The sequence below is a fragment of the Pedobacter nanyangensis genome (genome assembly GCF_003313505.1).
In the GTDB taxonomy this organism is placed as follows: domain Bacteria; phylum Bacteroidota; class Bacteroidia; order Sphingobacteriales; family Sphingobacteriaceae; genus Pedobacter; species Pedobacter nanyangensis.
Map to the genome: position 1 here is coordinate 538,712 of NZ_QMHO01000003.1, position 23,254 is coordinate 561,965.

The following is a 23,254-nucleotide window of genomic DNA, read 5'->3' on the forward strand; positions in this document are numbered from 1 at the left end:
TAAAAGTACAAAGTTGAGCGTAAAAGTTGAAAGTACGAGGTCTAAATACTAAGTACTCATTACTAAATATTAATAATAGATATAAACACATAATAAATAACAATAATGAAAAAGCAAGTAGAAGGAGCTAATGGGAAATTAGGTATCATGATGCCTGGCCTGGGTGCTGTAGCGACCACCATGATTGCTGGTGTAGTTGCTGCGAGAAGAGGCCTATCTAAACCTATTGGATCTTTAACACAAATGGGAACTATCCGTGTTGGTAAAAGAACAGATAATAACGAGCCGTTAATTAAAGACTTTGTTCCCCTAGCAAAATTAGAAGACTTAGCATTTGGTGGTTGGGATGTGTATGAAGATAATGTGTACGATGCTGCAATGAAAGCAAAGGTTATTGATGGACATCTTTTGTATGACATTAAAGATGAATTAGAAGCCATTAAACCTTACAAGGCTGCATTCGACAAAAACTATGTTAAAAACCTAGACGGAACCTACGTTAAAGAAGCTGCTACAAAATGGGATTTAGCTCAACAAGTCATTGAAGATATCAAAGACTTTAAAGCTAAAAACAATTGCGAGCGTATCGTATTGGTATGGTGCGGTTCTACTGAAATTTATCTAGAGCCAAGTGAAGTTCACCAAACCCTGGCAGCTTTTGAGCAAGGCCTAAAAGACAACAACCCGAATATTGCACCAAGTATGATTTATGCCTATGCCGCATTAAAATTAGGTTATGCTTACGCAAACGGGGCGCCTAACCTAACCGTAGATATTCCGGCCATGTTGGAGTTGGCTAAAGAAACCCAAACGCCGGTTGCTGGTAAAGATTTTAAAACTGGCCAAACTTTGATGAAAACCGTACTGGCACCAGGCTTAATGGCTCGTTCATTAGGTGTGCGTGGCTGGTTCTCTGACAACATTTTAGGTAACCGCGATGGTTTGGTATTGGATGACCCTGATAACTTCAAAACCAAGGAAGTATCTAAATTAGGCGTATTGGAAGATATCTTCAAACCAGAGCAAAACCCTGATCTGTATGGTGATATGTACCACAAAATCCGTATCAACTACTATCCTCCACACGGCGATAACAAAGAGAGCTGGGATAACATCGATATCTTCGGATGGATGGGCTACAAAATGCAGATCAAGATCAACTTCTTGTGCCGCGACTCTATCTTAGCTGCCCCTATCGTTTTAGATTTGGCTTTATTCTCGGATTTGGCTAAACGTGCCGGCATGAGCGGTATTCAAGAATGGTTATCATTCTATCTGAAATCTCCTCAAACCAAAGAAGGATTACGTCCAGAGAATGATATCTTCAAACAATTAGAAAAATTACATAATACCTTGCGCTATTTCATGGGTGAAGAATTGATCACTCACTTAGGCCTTGATTATTACGAAGAAAACTAATATAAAATAGGGAATTTACAGCCCTAGAATAACCAAACTGTTTAAGCTGGGAGGGCAATTTTTCTCGGCGAAAGCAAGCCATCAGCTTAAACAGTTTAAACATAAATATTCTATTGTCTGCAAATTGTAATTTACTACCTGACCTTGTAAAAAACAACTCGAGGAAACTGCCGATTTAAAAAAAGTTTCCATAGTTTTGTGGTGTTAAAAGAAAGGAAAGTGAATTGCTTTAACCCAAAGAAATTGAAAAGTGATATTTCACAAAATCATATCAACCAGCCTGGGAATTGGATATATAGGTAAAGGAGCTGGCACTTATGCTGCTATTTTTACCTGCCTTTTATGGTACTTTTTTCTGGCTGGCCAATATGAACCGAAGCTTGCCCCCGCCTTAGTTACCTTGCTGATAACGCTACAGGGAATAAGGAGCGCAAACGAAGTAGAAATACTTTGGGGCAAAGACCATAACCGAGTGGTTATTGACGAGGTTGCAGGGATGTGCATCTCTCTACTTTTTATCCCAGTAACCATTGGATATGTAGCTGCTGGCTTAGTATTGTTCAGGTTTTTTGACATTATTAAACCACTAGGTATTAGGAAACTGGAAAAATGGCCAGGCGGTTGGGGCGTAATGGCCGATGATGTTTTATCGGGCATTTATGCAAACATTGTCCTGCAAGCGATAATTTTCTTCAAGATATTTTAAAGAAAATGTTAACCTTTTTAAAAGCACAGGCCTCCTCACTAACGGCAACGTTGGTTGATTATTTTACCACATGGTTTTGTGTAGGTTTTTTAGGGGTTTGGTATGTTGCAGGGAGTGTAACGGGAACAGTTATTGGTGGCTGTGTAAACTTCTACATGGGGCGTAATTGGGTCTTTAACTCAACCGAGAAAGACATCAAGCCTCAAATTTTGAAGTATATTTTAGTGTGGTGCGGCAATCTTTTAATCGTAACCACAGGAGTTTACATCCTCACTCATTTTTTAGGCATTAACTATATGCTGTCAAAGATTCTCGTTTCTGGGTTAATCGGTACCATTTACAATTACTTCATGCAGAAGCAATTCATTTTCACGCAGTAAAAATGAAAAAGACATATAAAATATTGATTTACGCACTGTTTTTTTGGGGTGCTACTGTAACAGGTGTATCATTGGCATTTGCCCAAAAAACTACCATCACAGGAACTGTTAGAGACGCCGTAACCAAGGAAACACTCCCTTACGTATCGGTTTTTTTTAATGATACCCGCGTTGGTACACAAACCGATATTGACGGAAATTTCAAAATCAGTACCAACGAAGATTACAACCAGCTGAAGTTTAACTACGTGGGCTATGAGGTTTTGGTAAAGAACATTGTAGTGGGGCAAACCCAAAAAATAGATGTGCTTTTAAAATCCAATGCCCAGTCGTTAAATGAAGTGACCATTATAGCCGGTAAAAAAAGATACTCGAACAAGAACAATCCGGCAGTTGAACTCATTAGGCAGGTCATTGAGCATAAAGATGCCAACCAGCCTAAAGCTTACGAAACGGTACAGTACAAGGAATACGAAAAGATGCTGTTCTCCATGAGCAATATCTCTGAGAAGTTTAAGAACAAAAGGATGTTCAGGAACTACCAATTCCTTTTTCAGGAGCAAGATTCTACCCAAATTGGCGGCAAAAATCTACTTCCAATTTATATACAGGAAAAACTGGCCAACCAGTATCTGAGCTTCTCCCCGGATAAAAGCAAAACTGTGGTACTGGCAGAAAAACAGGTGCAGTTTGATAGCAGGTTTATTGACAACGAGGGCATGAAAGCCTATTTTGACAGGATGTACCAAAATATCAACATCTATGATAACAACATTTCTGTGATGAGTAACGATTTTTTGAGCCCTATCGCCAATTCGTCGCCAACCTTCTATAAGTTTTTCATTACGGATACTTTAAAAAACCAAAGCCCTAATGTGATTGAACTTTCCTTTACGCCACGTAATAAGGGCGATATGTTGTTTGAAGGAAAGATATACATCACCATGGATGGCAATTATGCCGTACAAAGAGCATCATTTGGAGTTAACAAGAACATTAACCTTAACTTTGTTAGGGCACTGCAGATAGATTTAGATTTCGAAAAGAATGTTGACAAGCGCTATTACCTGAGCAAGAGCAACCTCATTGCTGATTTCGGGATCAACAAAAACAAGGGCTTGGGCTTTACCGGCGAACGTAGTGTTAACTACAAGGAATACCAAACCAATATCGAAATCCCCGATACGGTGTTCTCTGGCAAGAAAATTGAAGTACTTGCCGGTGCGGGAAAAAGATCCGATGATTTCTGGTTGAAAAACCGCTTGGATACCATTCCAGAAAAGCAACTTAAGATCTACAGCAATATAGATACCCTCCAAAACCTGCCTTCGTTTAAGCGCACCATGCAAATTGTAACTTTGCTTTTTGCAGGGTATCAAAACCTGGGGCCCTATGAAATTGGCCCTGTAAATACCTTTTATAGTTTTAACAACGTAGAGGGTTTCCGCTTGCGCTTGGGTGGGCGTACCACACCAGAGCTTAGCAAAAGATATTATTTTGAGAACTATGCTGCCTACGGATTTAAGGACGAAAAATGGAAGTTCTTCCTATCGGCCACCTATTCACTGAATAATAAATCCATTTACAAATTCCCACAAAACTATATCAGGGCAAGTTTCCAAAGAGACACCAAAATACCTGGGCAGGAACTACAGTTTGTGCAGGAAGACAACTTCTTATTGTCCTTTAAACGTGGTGTAAATGACATGTTGCTCTACAACGATTTTTACCGTATAGATTATGTGAAGGAGTTTGAAAATCGCTTCTCCTATGCTATTGGTTTTAAGAAATGGTCGCAAACGCCAGCTGGTGGCTTATATTACGCCGATGCGGGCAGTAACGCGTTCATCAACAGGCTTACTACCAGCGAATTTAGTGTAAGTTTAAGATATGCTAAAAACGAAAAATTCTATCAGGGCAAAATATACCGCACACCAATTATCGACAGGTACCCCATCTATAATTTAAAATATACCATGGGCCTAAAAGGCCTTTTGGGTGGTGAATATAATTACCACAACATCATGGGTAGTGTAGATAAACGCTTTTATGTATCGCAATTAGGTTTTACCGATGTTCGCCTAGAAGCAGGCTATATTGCTGGTAAGTTGCCGTTTCCACTACTGGCAGTGCACCGTGCCAACCAAACCTACGCCTATCAGCTCAACTCCTACAACCTCATGAACTTCCTTGAGTTTGTAAGCGACCACTATGCAAGTATAAATATTGACCATAGCTTTAACGGATTTTTTCTAAATAAGATACCTTTGCTAAATAAATTGAAGCTGCGTGAGATCATATCGTTCAAAGCCATTTATGGAGGACTAAGAGATGAGAACAATCCCGAGAAAACCAATACCGGCATTTACAAAATGCCTACTTACGAAAACGGGATGCAAAGAACTTACTCATTAAACAAAGAACCTTATATGGAGGGCAGCGTTGGTTTAGGCAATATTTTCAAACTACTTAGGGTAGATTTGGTTAAAAGATTTAACTATCTTAATAACCCAGAGGTTTCTGAGTGGGGAATTAGAACGCGAGTTAAACTTGATTTTTAAAAGATGAAGCTAAGAGATAACCTTCAACAAGGTATTTATAAAGTAATCAATCCTTTTGTAAAAGGACTGATCAAAATTGGTCTTACCCCAAACATGGTAACCACCATTGGTTTGATCTTAAACATTGGTGTAGCTGTTATTTTTATTATTGGGGCCGAGAAAGCGAACCGTGGAGAATTGGAATATGTGGGCTGGGCAGGTGCATTGGTTCTTTTTGCAGGCCTATTTGACATGCTTGACGGTCAAGTAGCTCGCTTGGGCAATATGAGCTCGAAATTTGGTGCTCTGTACGATTCTGTATTAGATCGTTACAGCGAAATGGTGATGTTTTTGGGCATCTGCTACTATCTCGTTTCGCACCACTACTTTTTAAGTTCGCTATTTGCTTTCATTGCCTTGATAGGCTCAATGATGGTAAGTTACACCCGGGCCCGGGCCGAAGGTTTAGGTGTGGAGTGCAAAGGTGGTTTAATGCAGCGCCCAGAGCGCGTGGTAACCATCGGCGTTTTTGCTATTGCCTGCGGTATTGCCTACAACTTTTTAGGTGGCGATTATAAGGTTTTCGTTCCCGGAATCAAATTTCATGTATTTGAAACCATGAGCATTTTTACCCTCCCTATCGCCATTATGGCCATAATGACCAACATTACCGCGGTGAACAGGCTAAGAGATGCCAAAAAAGCCCTGGATGCGCAGGATTTTATTAAAGCCAACCAGAACAAAGCGGCATTGGTAGCCGCAATGATCTTGTTTAGTGGCTTAGCTTTGGGTAACCCAACCGCTTTAAAAGCACAACAGGACAGCGACCCCTCACCACTTGCTTTTCCTACACCCAAAAACATCGACAATCAGTTGTTTTATGTACAGCGAGACCCCAATATCAATACCATTATCTGCCAATTAAATTTGGACGATGACGGCCAACCAAACAAGGAAAAGCCCGTAAATGTATTTTGGATGCGCTATGCTGATAAAGAAGGAAAGAAAGACCTGAACTACATCCAGCGCAAATTTGCCTATGGCATACAAACCAAAGACATTGGCAATGGAAACTTCGAATTGCGCTTTGTATCATACAAAAAATTCCCTTTGCTGCTCACCAAATCTGCAATAGATAAAAAATATCATGTTTATGTAACGGCCAACAACAAAAAGATTTTGTTGGACAGGATTTTTTTGAGGATTGAAGGCGGTTCGTTCTGGATACCGAACGTTAAATATGTTGAATTGAGAGGTTACGATGCCAGCAACCCCAGCAAGGCCGTAACCGAAAGAATAAAAGTGTAAGATCATGGCAAAGAATTTTATCTCAAACTCTAAGGAATCCGTTAGGATGTTTAAGAGCGACTTGCTAGAGCCGCTTTCGAAAGTAAAATATTATGTGCCCTTGCTTATTTACGTGCCTTTGATTTTTTTCTTGGCATGGAAAGCACTCTTTGACGTAAATACGCCTGTGTTGGAATTTTTCGGATGGCTTGCTTTTGGCCTGTTCATTTGGACCATTACCGAATATGTGCTACACCGTTGGATTTTCCATTTTTACCCAACAAGTAGCTGGGGCAAACGCATCCATTTCATTTTCCATGGTGTACATCACGATTATCCCAATGATGCCAACCGTTTGGTAATGCCCCCGTCGGCAAGCATTCCGTTGGCACTAGGTTTTTATTTTCTATTCGATTGGCTTTTACCCGATACTAAAGTTTATGCTTTCTTTATTGGCTTTATTGGCGGCTACCTGTTTTACGATATGGTGCATTATGCCCTTCATCATGCCAATTTCAAAAGTGGATTTTGGAAAACATTGAAACATCACCACATGTTACATCACTATCAGGATGCCTCCAAAGGTTTTGGGGTAAGCTGGATGTTTTGGGATGGTATATTCAGATCGGGATTTGAGAAGAATAAACAGCAATAAACTTTGGCCTTTTTCGTCATTGCGAGGCACAAAGCAATCTTACAACGATTTACAATACAATTATTTTGAGATTGCTTTGTCCCTCGCAATGACGGCATTTAATAGAAAAAAATAATGACATCAGATATTCCTTCTGAGGAACCAAAAAGAAACTTAAAAAAAGACCTGCCATTAACGCTCGGTATTTCGGCTGTTTACCTTATCCTCTCTTATTTTTTAGTTGGCTACAAAACTGACCAATTGGTTTTAATTGGGATTTTCAATGCCTTATATTACCTATCGGCTACTACGCGGAAATTCATTATAGGCTTTTCCATCTTCATCGTGTACTGGATTATCTATGATTACATGAAGGCCTTTCCCAACTACAACTATAACCCTGTACATATCGCTGATCTCTACAATTTTGAAAAAAGTGTTTTCGGGATTACCGAAGGCAAATCGCTAGTGACGCCAAATGAGTATTGGCTATTACACACCAATGCCTTTTTAGATGTGCTTACTGGTTTTTTCTACCTCATGTGGATCCCCGTTCCACTCGCTTTTGCAGCATACCTTTTCTTCACCAACAAAAGATACTTTTTATACTTTTTACTCACTTTTGTATGGGCAAATTTATTGGGCTTTGTGGTTTACTATCTGTACCCGGCCGCCCCACCTTGGTATGTGCAGCAGCACGGTTTTGATTTTATTGCGGGTACCCCTGGAAATACTGCAGGCTTAGCTCGTTTTGACCATTTCTTTAACATCCAACTGTTCAAGTCAATTTACGCCAAAGGCTCCAATGTGTTTGCTGCAATGCCTTCGTTGCACTCCGCTTATCCATTAATTGTTGTTTATTATGGTACCAAAGGTAAATTTCGCAAAGCGAATGTCTTTTTTATCACGGTGATGGTGGGAATATGGTTTGCGGCGGTTTACACCAGCCATCATTATTTAGCTGATGTATTGGCGGGCATTGCCACTGCCCTAGTGGGCATATTTTCATTTAATTGGTTAAAAGAACAAAAACCATTGGCTAACTTTATCGAGCGCATGCTAAAACTTATTTCCTAATGGAGATTATCCAGCTCAATACCGTTACCGAAAGCCAAGCACTGGAAATTCATGACCTAAGCAACCAGCTAGGCTATGAAAACGACCCACAGTTGTTATTTAAGAGATTAAAACAAATTGTTTCCTTAAAGGATCATGCTGTTTTTGTTGCTCAATTGGACAGCCAAATAGTTGGCTGGCTGCATTGCTTGGTATGTATCCGTATAGAAAGCCCGGTGTTTGTTGAAGTGGCCGGCTTAGTGGTAGATGAACACGCAAGAGGCCAGCAAATTGGCAAAAAGCTTATTGAAGCCAGTAAGCATTGGGGCCGTTGCCAGCATATCTCTATCATGCGTATCCGCTGTAATGTTGTCCGTACAGAAAGTCATCAATTTTACCAAGCACTGGGTTTCATCAGCAATAAAGCGCAAAAGGTGTTTGAAATGCCCCTGTAACTTGCGTTTACCTACACGAAACAAAAAAACACATTCACTCCTAGATATCAACCCCTTACAAAGCAATTTATTTTGCTTTGACAGATTTACCTGCCTTAATTTCTTCACACATTCAAGGAATAATTCTTTATATTTATCGAGTAAATCCCAAACAAACGAAGAACCTCTTTATGACGCTTAGCACCACCAAAAAACAACATTTGCTGTTTTGCATGCTCATGCTGTGTATTGGCGTTACCGTAAAAGCGCAAACTTCCAAAATTGATGACTTGCTTGGCCAATGGGATAAAAATAGCCCTGACACTGCTCAAATCAAGGTTTTGAGAAAATTATCGGCCGCTTATACTTCGGTAGATCCCCTTAAAAAGTTCTATTATGCGAACCAATATCTGCAATTAGCCAAGAAAAACAACATCGATTCATCTATCTCAAATGCTTATTTGGATATGGGAATTGCCTATGCGGTAAGAAGTCAACTAGATAGTGGTTTATATTATTTCAAACTCGGTCACGAAATAGCCAAGGAAAGCAACTACCTCCCTGGCATTGCCAGGGGCTATGTGAACATGGGCTTTATTCTGGACCGCCAGGACAAGAAAAAAGAATCGGTAAAATATTACGAAGAATCGCTAAAAATCTACCGAAAGCTCAATAACAGGAAAGGCATTAACCAATGCATCATGAACTTGGGCTCGCTTTATTTTGATTTGGGCGAGTACAAAACGGCCGATGCCTATTTTCATCAGGTATTAGATAACGTAAAGGAAACGCCTCACGACCAAGCGGGCCTAGCCAGTGCACTTTTTTCATTGGGCAATTCAAACCGAAAGCTTGGCAACCAGCAAAAATCGTTGGAATATTTTCGTCAAAGTTTAGCCATTCGCGAAAAAATAGGCGACTTAAATGGCATTGCCCTGAGTAATTGGGGCATTGGTTTGGCATTAAACAACACCAATAAATTTGAACAGGCCCTGGCCCACCTGAAAGTTGCGCTGGAAAATAATCGTAAAACAAAAAATGTTTATCAAGAAGCTATTGTTTTAATGTCCATCTCCCATGCCTATCTGCATTTGGAGCAATATAAAAAAGCGGAAGAAAACATCCAGTTGGCGCTGGAAAAAGCAAAAGAAGCCGAATCGAAAACCTTGGTGGTACAGGCACTTGAAAACCTGGTAAAGATAGAAGCTGCGCAGAAAAAATTTGACCTGGCTTTAAAGCATCAGGCCGATTATATGGCCATTAATGATAGCCTGAATAACTCCAGAACCAAAAAAGAAGTTATTTTAAGTGACTTAAACCGGGTAAACACCGACAATAAGAACCTGGAAAAGCACAATCAGAAGATTTCTGAGAAAATCAACGATTACACGATCGTCATTGTTATCGTTACCGTTTTATTATTGGTGGTGGCTATCTTATTGCTACTGTACTATAAACGTAACTCGGAAAATAAAAACGCTAATGTTTTATTGCAAAAGCAGAAACAGGAAATTGCCGAGGTAAACGAGGAGCTAAAAACCCAGATGGAAATTATCAACACCCAAAATGTGGAGCTTGAAAAACTGAACAACGTAAAAAACAAGTTCTTCTCCATTGTTTCGCACGATTTAAGGGCTCCTATTAATTCCCTAAAAAGCTTGTTTGAAATGTATCGTGATGGTGTTTTGAACAAAGAAGAACTTGGGGGCTTACTGAACCGGCTAGAAGATACCATTTACAATACCGCAGCTTTCTTAGACAATTTATTGGAATGGTCAAAAAGCCAATTAGATGGCATTACGGTAAACCCCATTCAGGTTGAACTTCATCAAATTGTAGCGCACAACATCAAATTGATGGATTCCCAAATCCGGACAAAATCTATCAAGGTTCAAAACAATGTTCCAGCAGAAATTTCAGCTTTTGTTGATTTGAATATGATTCATGTGGTCATCAGAAATTTGCTTTCTAACGCTATAAAGTTTTGTAAAGCTAATGATGAGGTGGTTTTTGAAGCCCGGGTAGAAAATGAAAAGATCATTTGCACCATCCGTGATACTGGACCAGGCATTAGCGACATTGACTTGGAGAATTTATTCAACTTAGCGCATACCCCAAATACCGGTACCGCTGGTGAAAAAGGCTACCACATCGGGTTAATTTTATGCCAGGATATGATTGCCCAAAACCACGGCAGCTTAAAAGTAGAAAGCCAATTGGGCAAAGGCACTACCTTCCACATCACCCTTCCCCTGGGTTCAAACAACCCATAGTTGAGGATAAATCCGCAAACCGTCAATTAAACATTACAAGCTACCAACATTCTAAGGCTACAACAATTAATAAAGATTGTTTAACTTTGTACCATGATTGAACTTCCAGTTGTAGCGCCAGTTACCGAAAAAGCACGTAAACCTGATTGGCTAAGGGTGAAATTACCTGTGGGTAAAGAATATGCACAAGTAAGGAGTTTAGTGGATACGCATAAGCTGCACACCATTTGCGAAAGCGGTAATTGTCCGAATATGGGCGAGTGCTGGGGTGCAGGTACAGCCACTTTCATGATTTTAGGGAACATTTGTACCCGTTCATGCTCTTTTTGTGCTGTAGCAACAGGCCGTCCTTTGGCGGTAGATACCGATGAACCTAACCGAGTGGCCAATTCGGTGAAGTTAATGGGGGTAAAACATTGCGTAATTACTTCGGTTGACCGTGATGATTTGAAAGATGGCGGCTCTATTATTTGGGCCGAAACCTTGCAAGCCATCAGACGTGAAAGCCCAATCACTACCCTGGAAACTTTAATCCCCGACTTTAAAGGCCAATGGGACAACTTATACAGAGTTTTAGAAGAAAGACCTGAGGTGGTTTCCCACAACATGGAAACGGTTAGACGTTTGACCAGGCAGGTTCGTATTCAAGCGAAGTACGACAGAAGCTTAGAATGCCTTAAAAGAATTTCGGAATTTGGTTTACGTACTAAAACTGGTATCATGCTAGGTTTAGGCGAAACAGAGGAAGATGTTTTTGAAGCCATGGACGACTTGGTGGCCAATGGTGTACACATTTTAACTTTAGGTCAGTACTTACAACCTACCAAAGCTCATCATCCTGTTGTTGACTGGATCCATCCAGACCAATTTGCTAAATACAAAGAAGTAGGTTTGGCTAAAGGTTTGAAATATGTGGAAAGCGGCCCGTTGGTGCGCTCTTCTTATCACGCAGAAAAACACCTTTTTGATATTGAAGGAATAGCATAAGTACAGTTTTTTTTAGGATTAAAGAATAAGGAACAAAGAATAAAGACCGTGTTCCTTATTTTTTAGCTACAAAAATATCCGTAACTAAGATGAGATTAATCATCTTGCCTTTATATACTAATAAGTAGTCTATAATGAGATTGCTTCGTCGTTCCTCCTCGCAAAGACGAAAAAAAGAGCGTCATTGCGAAGAATAGCTTGTTCCGTTTTTTCGGAAAAGCCATCTTAAAGCGGAATCACTCGCGAGTTTGTTAATGCCATTGGGGTTACGGTGTGCCTGTGTGGTTTATTTAGGAAGTATTTGGTAAAAAAACAACCTCATAAACACTTAAGAGTGCGTACCAAATAGGCTCAGTTTTTAGCAGGACGAAGCGGGTTTGCTAGGACTTCAGGCCATGAAAAATCACAAGCCCTCTATTCCAAAATCACGTTAAATTCTATCCATAAAAAACACCCCTGACATGATCGCCAGAGGTGCCTCCTTCGTTTGTTAATTTAGCGTGGGATGAAACTTACCCTGGTAAAACCAAAACCAGCAATGGCAAGCCTCCACTTATTTTCTGATGATTTTAAGTGTTTGTTTTTTACCCTCGTTAAGCAGGTTGATGAAGTATAAACCTTTTGGAAGTACATTGAAATCCAAAGTAGCACTGTTCTCCCCTTTTTTTGCCCATTGGCTCATTTGTTTTCGCCCCTGCAAATCATACACCGCCACCTCGGTAGTTTTGGCTAAGGTTGCAAATTTAAGCGTAGCTAAACTTTCCGTTGGATTTGGATAAGCAACTAAAGTTATTCCCAAGTCTTGTATTTCTACCAAACTTACTTCGCTAAAAGTCTCCTTTCCATCTTTATCATATTGCTTTAATTGATAGTAGCTCCTGCCCATCAATGGCGAGCGGTCCACAAAGCCATACTGATGTTCGCCTGTAGTATTTTTTGCGCTTTGTACATGCACCACTTCAAATGCTGAGGTTTCGCTCCTACGCAACACCTCAAACTTATCTGTATTTCGCTCGTTGGCAGTTTTCCAATTAACCGTTACTTGCGGATTGGTAGCTGTACCCGATTTTTTGGCTTCAAAAGAAAGTAAATCCAAAGGCAATACGCCATCATTAACCACCACAAATGGACTAAATTGACTAATGTTGTTAATGGCAGCGGTGTAAGGATTAGTCCCTGCAAGTGTGGCGGCATATCCAACATAAGCTCCCCCGTGATAATTGGCCACACTTACGGGCGAGCTGGTTGAAAAGCCAGCATTATGGTTGGCCGCAGTCCACTGAAACTGAATATTGGCATTGGCTCCTGTGCCTGATGGCGTAATATTCCATTGCAGATTTACTGAGTTATTAGCATTAAATGGCAGTGCATTGTCTATCCCTGTTTTTAAGCTTACTGAGAAATCATTGCTGGCTCCCGTGTTGCTAATGCTCAAAGGCGAATAGCCTACACTTGTTCCCAATGGAATTAAGGTATTTGTTGTGCCAACATTTTTCACAATCAAACTTCCTGTACCGTTGGTGATGACATAACCAGTGGCCGTATTATCCCTGGTGATACTATTTACGGTTAGGGAGTTATTTCCCAGCGTTAAAATTCCAGCTTCTACGGTAAGGTTATCTGAAATTACTGGCGATTGCAGCGTGTAATTCCCCACCACATCTACCGTAAGGTTTTTTAACAAAGTAGTGGCATCGCTGTATTTATACATGCCCGCTGTTCCTTTTAGGTTCAATTTTACCGAGGCGGCCGAGTTGGATTCGAACGTACCGCTATTCACTACAAAATCTCCCGCTATATTTAATACTGCGTTTACCGTTCCATTTTCTCTCACCAATACCCGTCCTCCATTTTGCTCATAACTTCCCAGGCCAATAGTCCCATTAGTATTTAATAAAGCCAGGTAAGTAGTTCCTGTACTGTTTACCGTAAATTTACCGCGTACATTGCTGGTAAGGTTTCCCTGAAAAGCGTAGTAGTTACCTTGTCCGGTGTTATTCCAAATTACATTGTAATAACTTATCGTATTTTTTAATATACCCGTTTGGGAAGTTGTAATTCCCGAAATCAAAAAGGTAGCACCATCTTCGAAAGTAATCACGGCCGGCATGGTGTTTGAATTTGCGGCATGCTCATAAACCCCGCCATCTTTCACGGTTACATAATTATAATTCACTGAAGCTTTATTGGTAAGCTTTCCTTTGATGAACACGTTACTTCCTGTTTGGTCAACTTTTAAGGTGCCATTATTGGTCACTAAACCATTGATGATCAAATCGTATTTACCATCGTTATTTACAGTGCCATTATTTTCAAACTCCCCATCAATTTGATACAGCTGATCGCGGTGGATGTTCAACGTTTTACCACTTTCTACCATTAGCTTGCCGCCATCTCTTACCACAATGGAATTTACATAACCATAAGATCCACTTTGTGCGGTGGTTAAATCAGGGCCATTGGGAGCAATAACGGTATGGTTAGCTTGAATGAAAGAGGTTTGCCCAGTACCAAAGTGCGGAATGGTTGGTGCTGCCGACCATGTGCCGGCCACCATTTTTTGCCAAATGCTTGGGTCTAGCCATGCGCCACTACTAATGGTCCTGTAATCGCCTTCTTGGGCCGCTAGCCCAACATCGCCTTTAATATCTACATTTTTAAGGGTAACATATCTGGTGGCACTTGAACTTCCGGTTCTAAAGTATAGCCTAAATTTAAGTTCCTGACTAGGTGACACGTTAACGCCAGTAGCACCGTTTAGGGCAAAGGCATATCTTTTTGCACCTGCATTCTGATTCTCTAACAACCAGGTTCCATTTGCAAAAGTTGGATAGCTGCCTGTAACCACTAATGGACTACCGTTTAACAACCCAGATTTCAACAACGTACTGGTGGCAAAATTATCGGTAGAGTACTCGATGGCAAAATTTCCAGTGGTATTAAAAACGGCCAAATTGAACAAAATAGAATCCACTCTTACTTCATAGGTACTGCTTGGCTTTACACTAATTTCAATATGTTTGGTTTTATCGGTCATGTTTTTTAAACCATTGTCGGTTTGCCAGCTTCCACCATCTGCCGCAGGGGCAAATTGCACCCCAGAAGTAGTAGAAAAAGGCACGTTATTTCCGGTCGATTGATTAGATAAAACATAACTCTTTAAATCTAACGAAGCAGTTGTTATACCTTCTTTCAAATAAGAAGCGTTTAAGTTTTGCGCAAAGCTGATGCTAGCGATTGCCTTGCTATTTACCAAAGGCTGATTTAAGGTTTCGCCACTGGCTGCAATGGTTTTATTATGGCTCCCTGTTCCAGAAACGAAAGTAATGTTCCCCGAATAAAGTCCCGCGGCGCTTGCGTTTAAACGCACTAACACAGATTTAGAAACCAGCAAACCATTGGTTACCGTTAATACTAACGGACTTGAGTTATCTTTCCAGGTTAGGCCATTGTCGGCACTTACCTCGAAATTAACAGGTGGTGTTACCGTAACATCCGTTTGTAAATATTCGCCACTTAAAGATAAAACCTGTGTTGCCGAAGGTTTATCTATCCCTTGTTTAAATGCCTGCAACGTACCGGTTAAGCTCATTACGGGTATTGCGGCAATTGTAGCACTTTCTGAGCGCACGGTTCCATTGGCGGAGCTCGCTTCTACATAATACTCATAGGTAGACATGGAAGGAGGAACCGTTTCTTTTCCAGTGCTTGGCGCATAAGCTAGGTTTACATCGTTGCCAGTAATGGTTTGCTCGTTCACCAAAATTGGGCTTCCACCATCCGCTATGCGATATAAGCGGTAGGTCACATTATTTTCAGGCCAGTTCAAGTTCCATTTAAAAGTGAGTTCTGTTCCTGTTTTGGTGTACCTGAAATTGGAAATGGCCAGCCTGTTTGCGGGCACGGCGTTGCCGTCTAAAAAAACCGCATACGGATCCCAAACCACATTATTTCTGTCTTTGAAAACGATGTTATTGTCCAAGTATTCGGCAACTTCACCGGCGTTTAATTGCTTCGACCAACTTACCCTCGAGGCAATGTTTAACGGGTTTCCACTCATGTCCATCGAATTGTATTCCGCATAAATGATTTTACTGACATCAGTACCTGCGTCCCAAATTGACCATCCTTCTGGTTTCACTACATTGCTCATTTTGGTGTTTACAAATACCGTGGCCGAAGTTGCCTTAGGTTCGGCCGTGGCGGCATCATTTTGCCAAGGCCTGCCCAACACATATTTGGTGGTACCTCTATTGGCTATGATTTCGCAATTTCTGAATAACAAGCCCTTGCTTTCCCTGGTATTGGATGCCGTGATATAACTGCTGGTCTGGTTGTCCACCCGATCTCTTGGATAAATGGTACATTCATCAAATACCGTTTTGGCATTGCCGAAGATAAAATCAACCACACCTTCGATATAACATTTGTATAAGGATTGCGGGTATTTAGAATTGTAGGAAAGAAAAGTGTCTTGCCCGCCCAAAAACCTGCAATTTTTGAAAGAGGCTCTGTCACCACTTACATTAATGGCCAAAGCTTGTGGCGCATCGCCGGTGGTGTTTTCGAAGGTGATGTGTGCCGCACTAAAATCATCAGCATTGATAATTACCGAAGCCGAATTTGCCGTACCATAAGTACCACCTCCCGGGATATTCTTTCCGTTATAGTTGTTGTAGGTGATGATGGTTTTGGCCACATCTTCTCCAATAAACTGGATAAAAGGTTTACTGATGGTTAAGTTTTCATAATAAACTCCTTTTTTGATAAATATCCGATACGGAGCAGTAGCGTTAGCGGGTGCTGCATTTAGTGCCGCTTGGATGGTAGTATAATTACCCGTCCCGTTCGGATCAACGGTAGCCTGATATTGTGCCTTCGCCTGAAGGGCCGCAAGCCATAACACCATGCCGAAAATAGTTTTTAAAAGATGCCTTTTCATTTTTTTATGTTCATGAATTTGGAGAAAAGGGAGAAGCCAACGAGCGCTCCCTTTGTTGCTGTCGAGAATAGCGTTATTTCTTGATTACTTTTACCTGCTGTTGCTGTCCGTCTATATTTACTTTGATGATATAGAATCCATTAGCCAAGTGAGCGAGATTGATACTGGTATCTGTTTGTCCTTTACTTAGTTTTAAGAAGCCTTTTTGCTGCCCCTGTGTATCGTAAACGCTTAATGTTCCTGTGGTTTTAACCGCAGCGTGTTCAACGGTAATTAAACTACTAGTGGGATTTGGGTAGGCGCTGAATTGGGTTACTATCGCTGAAAGATTAATGTTTTTGATTTCACTAATGGTGGCTTGACCATCCTTATCATATTGTTTAAGCTGATAATAGCTATTGCCAGATAAAGGCGCACGGTCTGTAAAACGATACTGATGTTCGCCTGCTGTATTAAAAGAAGCCTGCGTATTGATGACCACAAAATCGCCGTCATCACCTTTTCTCAATACCTCAAACTTGTCTGTATTTCTTTCGTTAGCGGTTTTCCAGGTTACATTTACCTGTGGGCTAGTAGCCGTTCCTGATTTTTTAGCTTCAAAGCTCAATAAATCCAAAGGCAGCACATCTGGGAACCAATCTACCTTGTCTGCTCCGGCATAAATTGGCACCAATACCCTTACCACCGAGGCTGGCAATGCGGTATAACTGTAATACGTAGATGGGTCGAAAACACTACCAGGGTTCAGTTCATCAAATTTTACCGACCTGCCGCCAGGGTTTAGCATGGCTGGATTAATTTGGGCAGTAATTACCGGCAAACCCGAATCATCGTATTCATTGCCTACTTGTTTTAATCCAACTGCTGGCTTATTGCCTGTTTTTGAAGTAAAGGTATCATCTGTATTATTACCAAAAACGGCTTTAAAATCTGCAGATGTCCTGTCGGCATACATTCCCCAACGTGTATTCAAGTAGAAGTTGTTTTCTGCAAATACGTTGGCGCCAATAGCTGCTGCAATTCCGTAAAGTTTTACGCCTTCACTTAAACAGTTCAATACGTGCACTTCACCAAATCTCACCCTTGGGTTTCTAGAATTGGTATTTAGGAAATGATTGGCATAATGGGTCACTTTCAAACGGCCAACATCTTTACTGGCATTGTTATCCGAGTGGCCAATCAATCCCGTTTTCCAGCTATTGCGATAAAGGGTCCAGGAAATGGTGATATAACTTGCGCCATCCTTAATGTCAATTCCTCCATCAGGATGTTCCGAATCAGTAGGCATCGTGGTAGGATGTCCAACGGTACAGTGATCTACCCAAATGTGGTTGGTTTCGGTATTACCGATGTTGATGCCATCATCGTAGTAATCTTGAAAAGAGATATTTCTGATGATGATATTTTGGCTTCTCTTGATATTAATCCCAAACTTGAACACCACATTTTTACGTCCTATGATGGTTAAGTTGGCCTGCTCCTGGATATCGAGCATGTGATTTCCCCAAACACTGATCGAAGGGTTTAAAGTCACATCTTCATAAATGCCTGGTTCCAAAACAATGGTGAGCGGACTGGCATCCATGTATTTGTATCGGATCCTGTTGTAAAGGGTTTGCGCCAATTTGTTAAATTCTGCCGGGCCATTGATGTAGATGGTTTTATTGGTAAAACCTGGCACTACAGCATCTCCACCGGTAGTGGGTCCTGTAAAGCCATCGGCAGTTATGGAAGCAAAACCAACTGGTTGTTTAAAGTTAATGTTCAGGTTATCGGTAAAGGTGGCGGTGATATTTTTGTGGGCATTTACCGTAATCACTTGTGAAGCCGTATTCCCTGTCAAATCGCCCGACCAGCCTTGAAAAGTAGACCCCAGCACCGAACTGGCAGTAACGGTCACTTGCGTTCCATCGGGATACTCTCCACCCGCTGGATTAAGCGTCACGCTTCCAATTCCAGCCGTAGTTACGTTAATTTTATACGTATTGATGACCCTGAAATTGGCAACCACGGTTTTATTACTGTTCATGACCAAAGTAGCAGGATTAGTATTCCCTGTCAAATCGCCTGTCCAGTTGTCCAATTTCAATGCAGGTTTTTCTTCTGCCAAAAGGGTTACGGTTTCGCCTGAAAAGTAGCTATTACCTACCCTACTTGGACTTAATGCCACCGTTCCGCCGTTGGTACTTGTTATGTTTAAGGCATAAGAAGCACATTGGGATCCTGATAAATCCAAGCGATCTAAATTTGGTCCGTCGGTAGTCTCCCAGGTCAGTTTAATTTTATTGACGCCTGCATTGAGGTTCACGGAAACAATCGCTTCTGTCCAGTCGGTAAAAGTTGCCGTACGAGGGAAATCAATATTTTGTACAAAAACATCATTTACATATAATGCTGCGGTGCGGTTTTCGTCCTTGGCAAAAGAATATCTCAACTTAGCAGTTTGTACACCCGCTTGTTGGTTACATACGGTAAATGTAATTTGGTTTTCGCCACCCGCCAAAAAGTCGATAAAACCTGAGCCGGTAAAACCTATATGTTGCGCATCCACTTTACCCGTAAAGTCAGCATGTTCTGCTTCATAAGTGGTGAAAGTGAGGTTTGGGTCAACAATGGCTACGGTAATGGTCCATGATTTGGTGCTGCCATTTTGAGCCGTTACCACATAATTTACTGGGACACTAAAATTTTGAGCGCTATTGGTGGCGGGATTTACCGAGGCAAACGGAGACACTTGGAAAGTAACGGGCGTTAAAGCGGTTAAATTAGTGCCAAGCGGCATGGTGACCAAAATTTGTCCTGTATTGCTATTGATAGAAGCGTTTCCAATTTGGTCGTTAGAAAGTTTAAAGGCCGTAACTTCTTTTTCTGTAGACTGCACTGCGGTGGTGGTTACCGTCCAGCTTTTGGTGGTGGTACCATCTTGAGCGGTTACCACATAATTTACAGGATTGGTAAAATCACGGGCGGCTGTTGCCGAAGGGCTAACGGTGGCACCATTTGAAATGGTAAAAGTACCAGGTACTATGTTAACCAAATTAACTCCCGTGGCCACATTTACGTTAATGGTACCTGCGGCATAGTTAATCGTTTCTGTACCTACTTGGCCAGGCAGTTTAAACGCGGTTACTTCTACATCAGAACTGATGGAAGCCTCTCCAGCTTCCACATACAAATCGTGTATCTGGGTATTTCCCGAGCTAGCTGTTAATCTGATAATGATGTTGTTTGCGCTTTTTAAAGCCTGGAAAGCAGCCTGGCTGGTTAAATCAAATTCAGCTGCGGTAGATACGCTTAACGTAGAGGCGATATTTTGGAACGAAGTGCCATTATTGGTACTGTAGCTTACCGTTACCGTTCTGGTTGAGGTAGCTGTACTCTTCATATTCACTTTGAAAACACTGCAGCTTGGCAAATTTACGTCAAGGTATTGTGTAGTGGCATTTATTTGCACCATTCCCTTGGAGCAAACGCCATCGGCAGCCTTGGTTGGGCTAAGCGTTCCATTACTGGTAAGGCCCGCGGGCAAGGCACTTTGCTGAAAGTTATAGCTATATTTCCCATCGCTGCCAAAGGTTACCTGCTGTGCATGCAGCTGCAATACGCACAAAAGGAACATTATGCCTAATAAAAAAGGTTTTAAATATTTCATCTCTTCAAATAATTTAGACAATAGCCATCTAGTACCGCCCCGTAAAGACAGTTGGATATTTTAATGATTGGAACGGATTATTTTTTGATAAACTTTTGTGATTGGGTTTGTCCGTTGATTTCGTAAACCAATAAATAAGTACCCGAGGCAAGCGAGGCCACATTGATGGTGGTGGAAGCAGTGCCGGTGTTGGCATTGGCTTTTATCAACGATCTTCCATCCAAGCCTACCACTTTTAACACGCCGGTGCTTTTCACATTTTCGTGGTTTACAACCAGCTCGTGGCTTGCGGGATTAGGTTGTAAGCTTAAGCTAATGCCTTCTATTTTAACATGGACAACATCGCTGTAAGTATGCGTGCCATCTTTATCACGCTGCTTTAAGCGATAATAAGCATTGCCCACAAAAGGATTTTTATCGGTGAAACTATAATCATGTACACCCGTTGTATTTTTGCTTTGCACGGTGGCCATTGCAGAAAAATCCGTGCCATCAGCTTTTCTTTCTACCACAAAATCTTGCGTGTTCACTTCATTGGTGGTTTTCCAGTTTAAGTTTACGGTTTTCCCTAAGGCATCTGGCTTTGCAGCAAAAGAGAGCAGCTCCAGGGGCAGATAATCAGTTGGCAGGGTATAATCTGCAAAACCAGCCGCTACAAAATATAAGCGGGCGGTACTGGAGGTGCGCTTGATTTGTACAAATTTGGCTCCTCCATTTGGGATGGTAAATTCGGCCAAAATTCCGGGAGCGGGAGCCCCAGCAGACATGGTGTGCGTTAACGTCCCCTCTATGGCAGAAGCACTGGAACCATAACTGACCGAGATCCCAGATACACTCGAGTTTCCTGTGCCTCTATATTGCACAGAAATTTTAGTGATATTATTTGCCGACAATGAGGTAAGCGCAACATTTCTTGTGGTATTATTTAACGTGTAATAAAAAAATCCCGAGGTACCATCTGCTACCACACCGGTAGTTTCGTAGTCGAGCTTGATGTTGTTTTGAGTATTGGTTCCACTAACTACATCCGTAGATGTTGTTGTTGCCGGCCCAGGAACTTTATAGGTAAGTTGCTGAGCTTTGGTTACCAGGGCAAAGAGCATACAAAGGCATGCGAAAAAAGGTAAAGTTTTTTTCATAACAATTAGGTTTACAAATTTGGTCAGGTAAGATTTTAGCGTACCTTTTTACCTCGCATGCAAAAGGCTAAAAAACACATCATTATCTAAAATCTACTACAGATTTAAGCATTTGTTTTTTTTAATGAAAGAGAAAACTGTGCAATCGTTCTCGGAAAAAAAAATGCTTACAAGGCTCAAAAAAGCCACAGAAACCGTTGAAAATGAAGTTATAGCCGACTAAAACCCAAGGATTTTATCTTTTACTTTTTTTTGTCAGCTACAATATCAGCAAAAAGTATTCGTTAGGGTGGCTGCCAATTATTTGATTCTGTTTAAAATTTTAGGAATAGCTTTAGATAAGGTCGAGGCAGAAATTACCTCACGATTTTTCGCCAAAGTATCGCCAGTTTTCCCGTGCAGATATACGCCTAAAATAGCAGCTTGTTCACCTGTATATCCCTGAGCCATAAAACCAGTGATCATCCCAGTTAAAACATCGCCCATGCCGCCTTGTGCCATAGCGGGATTGCCGGTTAGATTAATGCAAATTTCGCCCGATGGCAAAGCTATAAAAGTGTATTGGTTTTTAAGGACGATCACCATTTGTAGTGCTTTGGATTTTTGCCTGGCAGTTTCCACCCTATCCCACCAGTTTTGATGTTCGCCAAACAAACGATCAAACTCCTTTAAGTGCGGGGTGATGATGCTTTGTTGAGGTATTTTCTTTAACAATTCCTGTTGAGCAGCAATGATATTTAGCGCATCGGCATCTAATATGAGCGGTTGGGCTTGTGCAAGCAAATATTCAAGCAATTGGGTTTGTTCCAAGCCAACCCCAAGCCCTGGTCCAACGGCAACAGCCTGGTATTTGTTTAATGATGTTTTTTGAAGGGCGTTCCTGCTTAAAAACATCGCCTCTGGCAAACTTACATTTAAAGCAGTTAAGCCGCTTTGCGGAATGCTGGCGGTTACCAAACCCACGCCACTATGTAAGCAGGCACCTGTTGCCAATAAGGCTGCGCCCATGGTTTCGGTATGGCCAGCAAGTATTAGTGCATGTCCGTAAGTTCCTTTATGAGAAAATTTTTCGCGGGGTTTTAAGGTATCACCAACAAATTGATGGGTAATTAACTTCCAATCACTAGGTAAACTTTGAATATAATCTTCGTCCAAGCCAATAGGTACTACTTTAAACTTTTTCAAAGCTTTGGCACTTTCGGGGAAGAAAAAGTTGATTTTTGGCAATTGAAAACTGATGGTTAAAGCTGCTTTGATCCCTTGGTAAGGCAGTTTTATTTCGCCTTCGCTACTGAAACCGGTAGGTACATCTACGGATACGACCGTTACGCTTGAAGCATTGATCAAAGCAACCAATTCCGCATAGGCTCCAGTCAAAAGCTTGTTTAAACCAGCACCTATCAGCGCATCTATCACGATTTCATTGTTCAAGAATTCCAGCTCATTCGTGTTGTTGAAAACAGGAACACTGGGCACCTGTTGCTTCAATCGCTCAAGGTTGATCTTATAATCGGCTGAGGAATTTGAGGAGAAGTGGGTTAACAGTACCCGAACATTTGAAAAACCTTTACCGGCCAATATCCTTGCAATAGCCAAACCATCGCCACCGTTATTTCCTTGTCCGCAGGCCACCAAAATAGCTTGCTGCCGATCAGGATAAGCCCTTGCAAAAGCTGCTACAAACGCTAAAGCTGCTTTTTCCATCAAATCAATGGAAGCAATGGGTTGATGTTGGATGGTATAAGCATCAACGGCTTTAATTTGTGAAGCAGTAAGCAGGTTTTTCATCCGTGTTAACGATTAAT

General features: G+C 41.3%; 14 protein-coding genes. 10 read left to right on the plus strand and 4 right to left on the minus strand.

Going from position 1 to position 23,254, the window contains the following annotated elements:
* Positions 1–105 precede the first annotated feature (105 nt).
* From DUT71_RS08380 to lipA, 10 genes are all read left to right on the plus strand, one after another.
* Positions 106–1,419, plus strand: coding sequence for an inositol-3-phosphate synthase (locus DUT71_RS08380; RefSeq protein WP_113662070.1), 1,314 nt, complete (start codon positions 106–108; stop codon positions 1,417–1,419).
* 250 nt (positions 1,420–1,669) lie between these two features.
* Positions 1,670–2,125 carry a phosphatidylglycerophosphatase A family protein gene (locus DUT71_RS08385; RefSeq protein ID WP_113662071.1) on the plus strand — a complete coding sequence of 152 codons (456 nt, stop codon included), beginning with the start codon at positions 1,670–1,672 and terminating at the stop codon, positions 2,123–2,125.
* Positions 2,126–2,130: 5 nt separating this feature from the next.
* Entirely contained in the window at positions 2,131–2,505 is a 375-nt protein-coding gene (locus tag DUT71_RS08390) for a GtrA family protein (RefSeq protein WP_113662072.1), read from the plus strand.
* A gap of 2 nt (positions 2,506–2,507) precedes the next feature.
* A complete protein-coding gene (locus DUT71_RS08395; protein ID WP_113662073.1) occupies positions 2,508–5,066 on the plus strand; it encodes a DUF5686 and carboxypeptidase-like regulatory domain-containing protein in 2,559 nt (852 codons plus the stop codon).
* A gap of 3 nt (positions 5,067–5,069) precedes the next feature.
* On the plus strand, positions 5,070–6,353 hold the full coding sequence (locus tag DUT71_RS08400; protein WP_113662074.1) for a DUF4833 domain-containing protein: 1,284 nt from the start codon (positions 5,070–5,072) through the stop codon (positions 6,351–6,353).
* Between the two features lie 4 nt (positions 6,354–6,357).
* The gene (locus DUT71_RS08405) at positions 6,358–6,987 is read left to right on the plus strand and encodes a sterol desaturase family protein (protein WP_113662075.1); all 630 of its coding nucleotides are present in this window, start codon (positions 6,358–6,360) and stop codon (positions 6,985–6,987) included.
* A 114-nt stretch (positions 6,988–7,101) separates the two neighbouring features.
* Entirely contained in the window at positions 7,102–8,043 is a 942-nt protein-coding gene (locus tag DUT71_RS08410; RefSeq protein WP_113662076.1) for a phosphatase PAP2 family protein, read from the plus strand.
* Positions 8,043–8,477, plus strand: coding sequence for a GNAT family N-acetyltransferase (locus DUT71_RS08415; protein ID WP_113662077.1), 435 nt, complete (start codon positions 8,043–8,045; stop codon positions 8,475–8,477). The genes DUT71_RS08410 and DUT71_RS08415 overlap by 1 nt, the downstream gene beginning before the upstream one ends.
* Before the next feature lie 170 nt (positions 8,478–8,647).
* Positions 8,648–10,729, plus strand: coding sequence for a tetratricopeptide repeat-containing sensor histidine kinase (locus DUT71_RS08420; RefSeq protein WP_113662078.1), 2,082 nt, complete (start codon positions 8,648–8,650; stop codon positions 10,727–10,729).
* 93 nt (positions 10,730–10,822) lie between these two features.
* Positions 10,823–11,716: a lipoyl synthase gene (lipA, locus tag DUT71_RS08425; RefSeq protein ID WP_113662079.1), complete on the plus strand. Its 894-nt coding sequence runs from the start codon at positions 10,823–10,825 to the stop codon at positions 11,714–11,716.
* A gap of 553 nt (positions 11,717–12,269) precedes the next feature.
* On the opposite strand, the gene DUT71_RS08430 is transcribed toward lipA, so the two are convergent.
* The 4 genes from DUT71_RS08430 to DUT71_RS08445 all read right to left on the minus strand — a co-directional run bounded on the left by DUT71_RS08430 (position 12,270) and on the right by DUT71_RS08445 (position 23,237).
* Positions 12,270–16,658 carry a pectinesterase family protein gene (locus DUT71_RS08430; protein ID WP_113662080.1) on the minus strand — a complete coding sequence of 1,463 codons (4,389 nt, stop codon included), beginning with the start codon at positions 16,656–16,658 and terminating at the stop codon, positions 12,270–12,272.
* Positions 16,659–16,731: 73 nt separating this feature from the next.
* Positions 16,732–20,310 (minus strand): pectate lyase family protein, encoded by a 3,579-nt coding sequence (locus tag DUT71_RS08435; RefSeq protein WP_113662081.1) that lies wholly within the window; start codon positions 20,308–20,310, stop codon positions 16,732–16,734.
* A gap of 77 nt (positions 20,311–20,387) precedes the next feature.
* On the minus strand, positions 20,388–21,449 hold the full coding sequence (locus DUT71_RS08440) for a T9SS type A sorting domain-containing protein (protein WP_113662082.1): 1,062 nt from the start codon (positions 21,447–21,449) through the stop codon (positions 20,388–20,390).
* A 300-nt stretch (positions 21,450–21,749) separates the two neighbouring features.
* Complete coding sequence (locus tag DUT71_RS08445) at positions 21,750–23,237, minus strand: NAD(P)H-hydrate dehydratase (RefSeq protein WP_205313881.1); 1,488 nt, start codon at positions 23,235–23,237, stop codon at positions 21,750–21,752.
* Between the last annotated feature and the right edge of the window lie 17 nt (positions 23,238–23,254).

Coding starts and splice junctions, on each gene's coding strand:
- DUT71_RS08380 (WP_113662070.1), top strand. CDS start 106: ATGAAAAAGCAAGTAGAAGGAGCTAATGGGAAATTAGGTATCATGATG.
- DUT71_RS08390 (WP_113662072.1), top strand. CDS start 2,131: ATGTTAACCTTTTTAAAAGCACAGGCCTCCTCACTAACGGCAACGTTG.
- DUT71_RS08395 (WP_113662073.1), top strand. CDS start 2,508: ATGAAAAAGACATATAAAATATTGATTTACGCACTGTTTTTTTGGGGT.
- DUT71_RS08400 (WP_113662074.1), top strand. CDS start 5,070: ATGAAGCTAAGAGATAACCTTCAACAAGGTATTTATAAAGTAATCAAT.
- DUT71_RS08405 (WP_113662075.1), top strand. CDS start 6,358: ATGGCAAAGAATTTTATCTCAAACTCTAAGGAATCCGTTAGGATGTTT.
- DUT71_RS08410 (WP_113662076.1), top strand. CDS start 7,102: ATGACATCAGATATTCCTTCTGAGGAACCAAAAAGAAACTTAAAAAAA.
- DUT71_RS08415 (WP_113662077.1), top strand. CDS start 8,043: ATGGAGATTATCCAGCTCAATACCGTTACCGAAAGCCAAGCACTGGAA.
- DUT71_RS08420 (WP_113662078.1), top strand. CDS start 8,648: ATGACGCTTAGCACCACCAAAAAACAACATTTGCTGTTTTGCATGCTC.
- lipA (WP_113662079.1), top strand. CDS start 10,823: ATGATTGAACTTCCAGTTGTAGCGCCAGTTACCGAAAAAGCACGTAAA.
- DUT71_RS08430 (WP_113662080.1), bottom strand. CDS start 16,658: ATGAAAAGGCATCTTTTAAAAACTATTTTCGGCATGGTGTTATGGCTT.
- DUT71_RS08435 (WP_113662081.1), bottom strand. CDS start 20,310: ATGAAATATTTAAAACCTTTTTTATTAGGCATAATGTTCCTTTTGTGC.
- DUT71_RS08440 (WP_113662082.1), bottom strand. CDS start 21,449: ATGAAAAAAACTTTACCTTTTTTCGCATGCCTTTGTATGCTCTTTGCC.
- DUT71_RS08445 (WP_205313881.1), bottom strand. CDS start 23,237: ATGAAAAACCTGCTTACTGCTTCACAAATTAAAGCCGTTGATGCTTAT.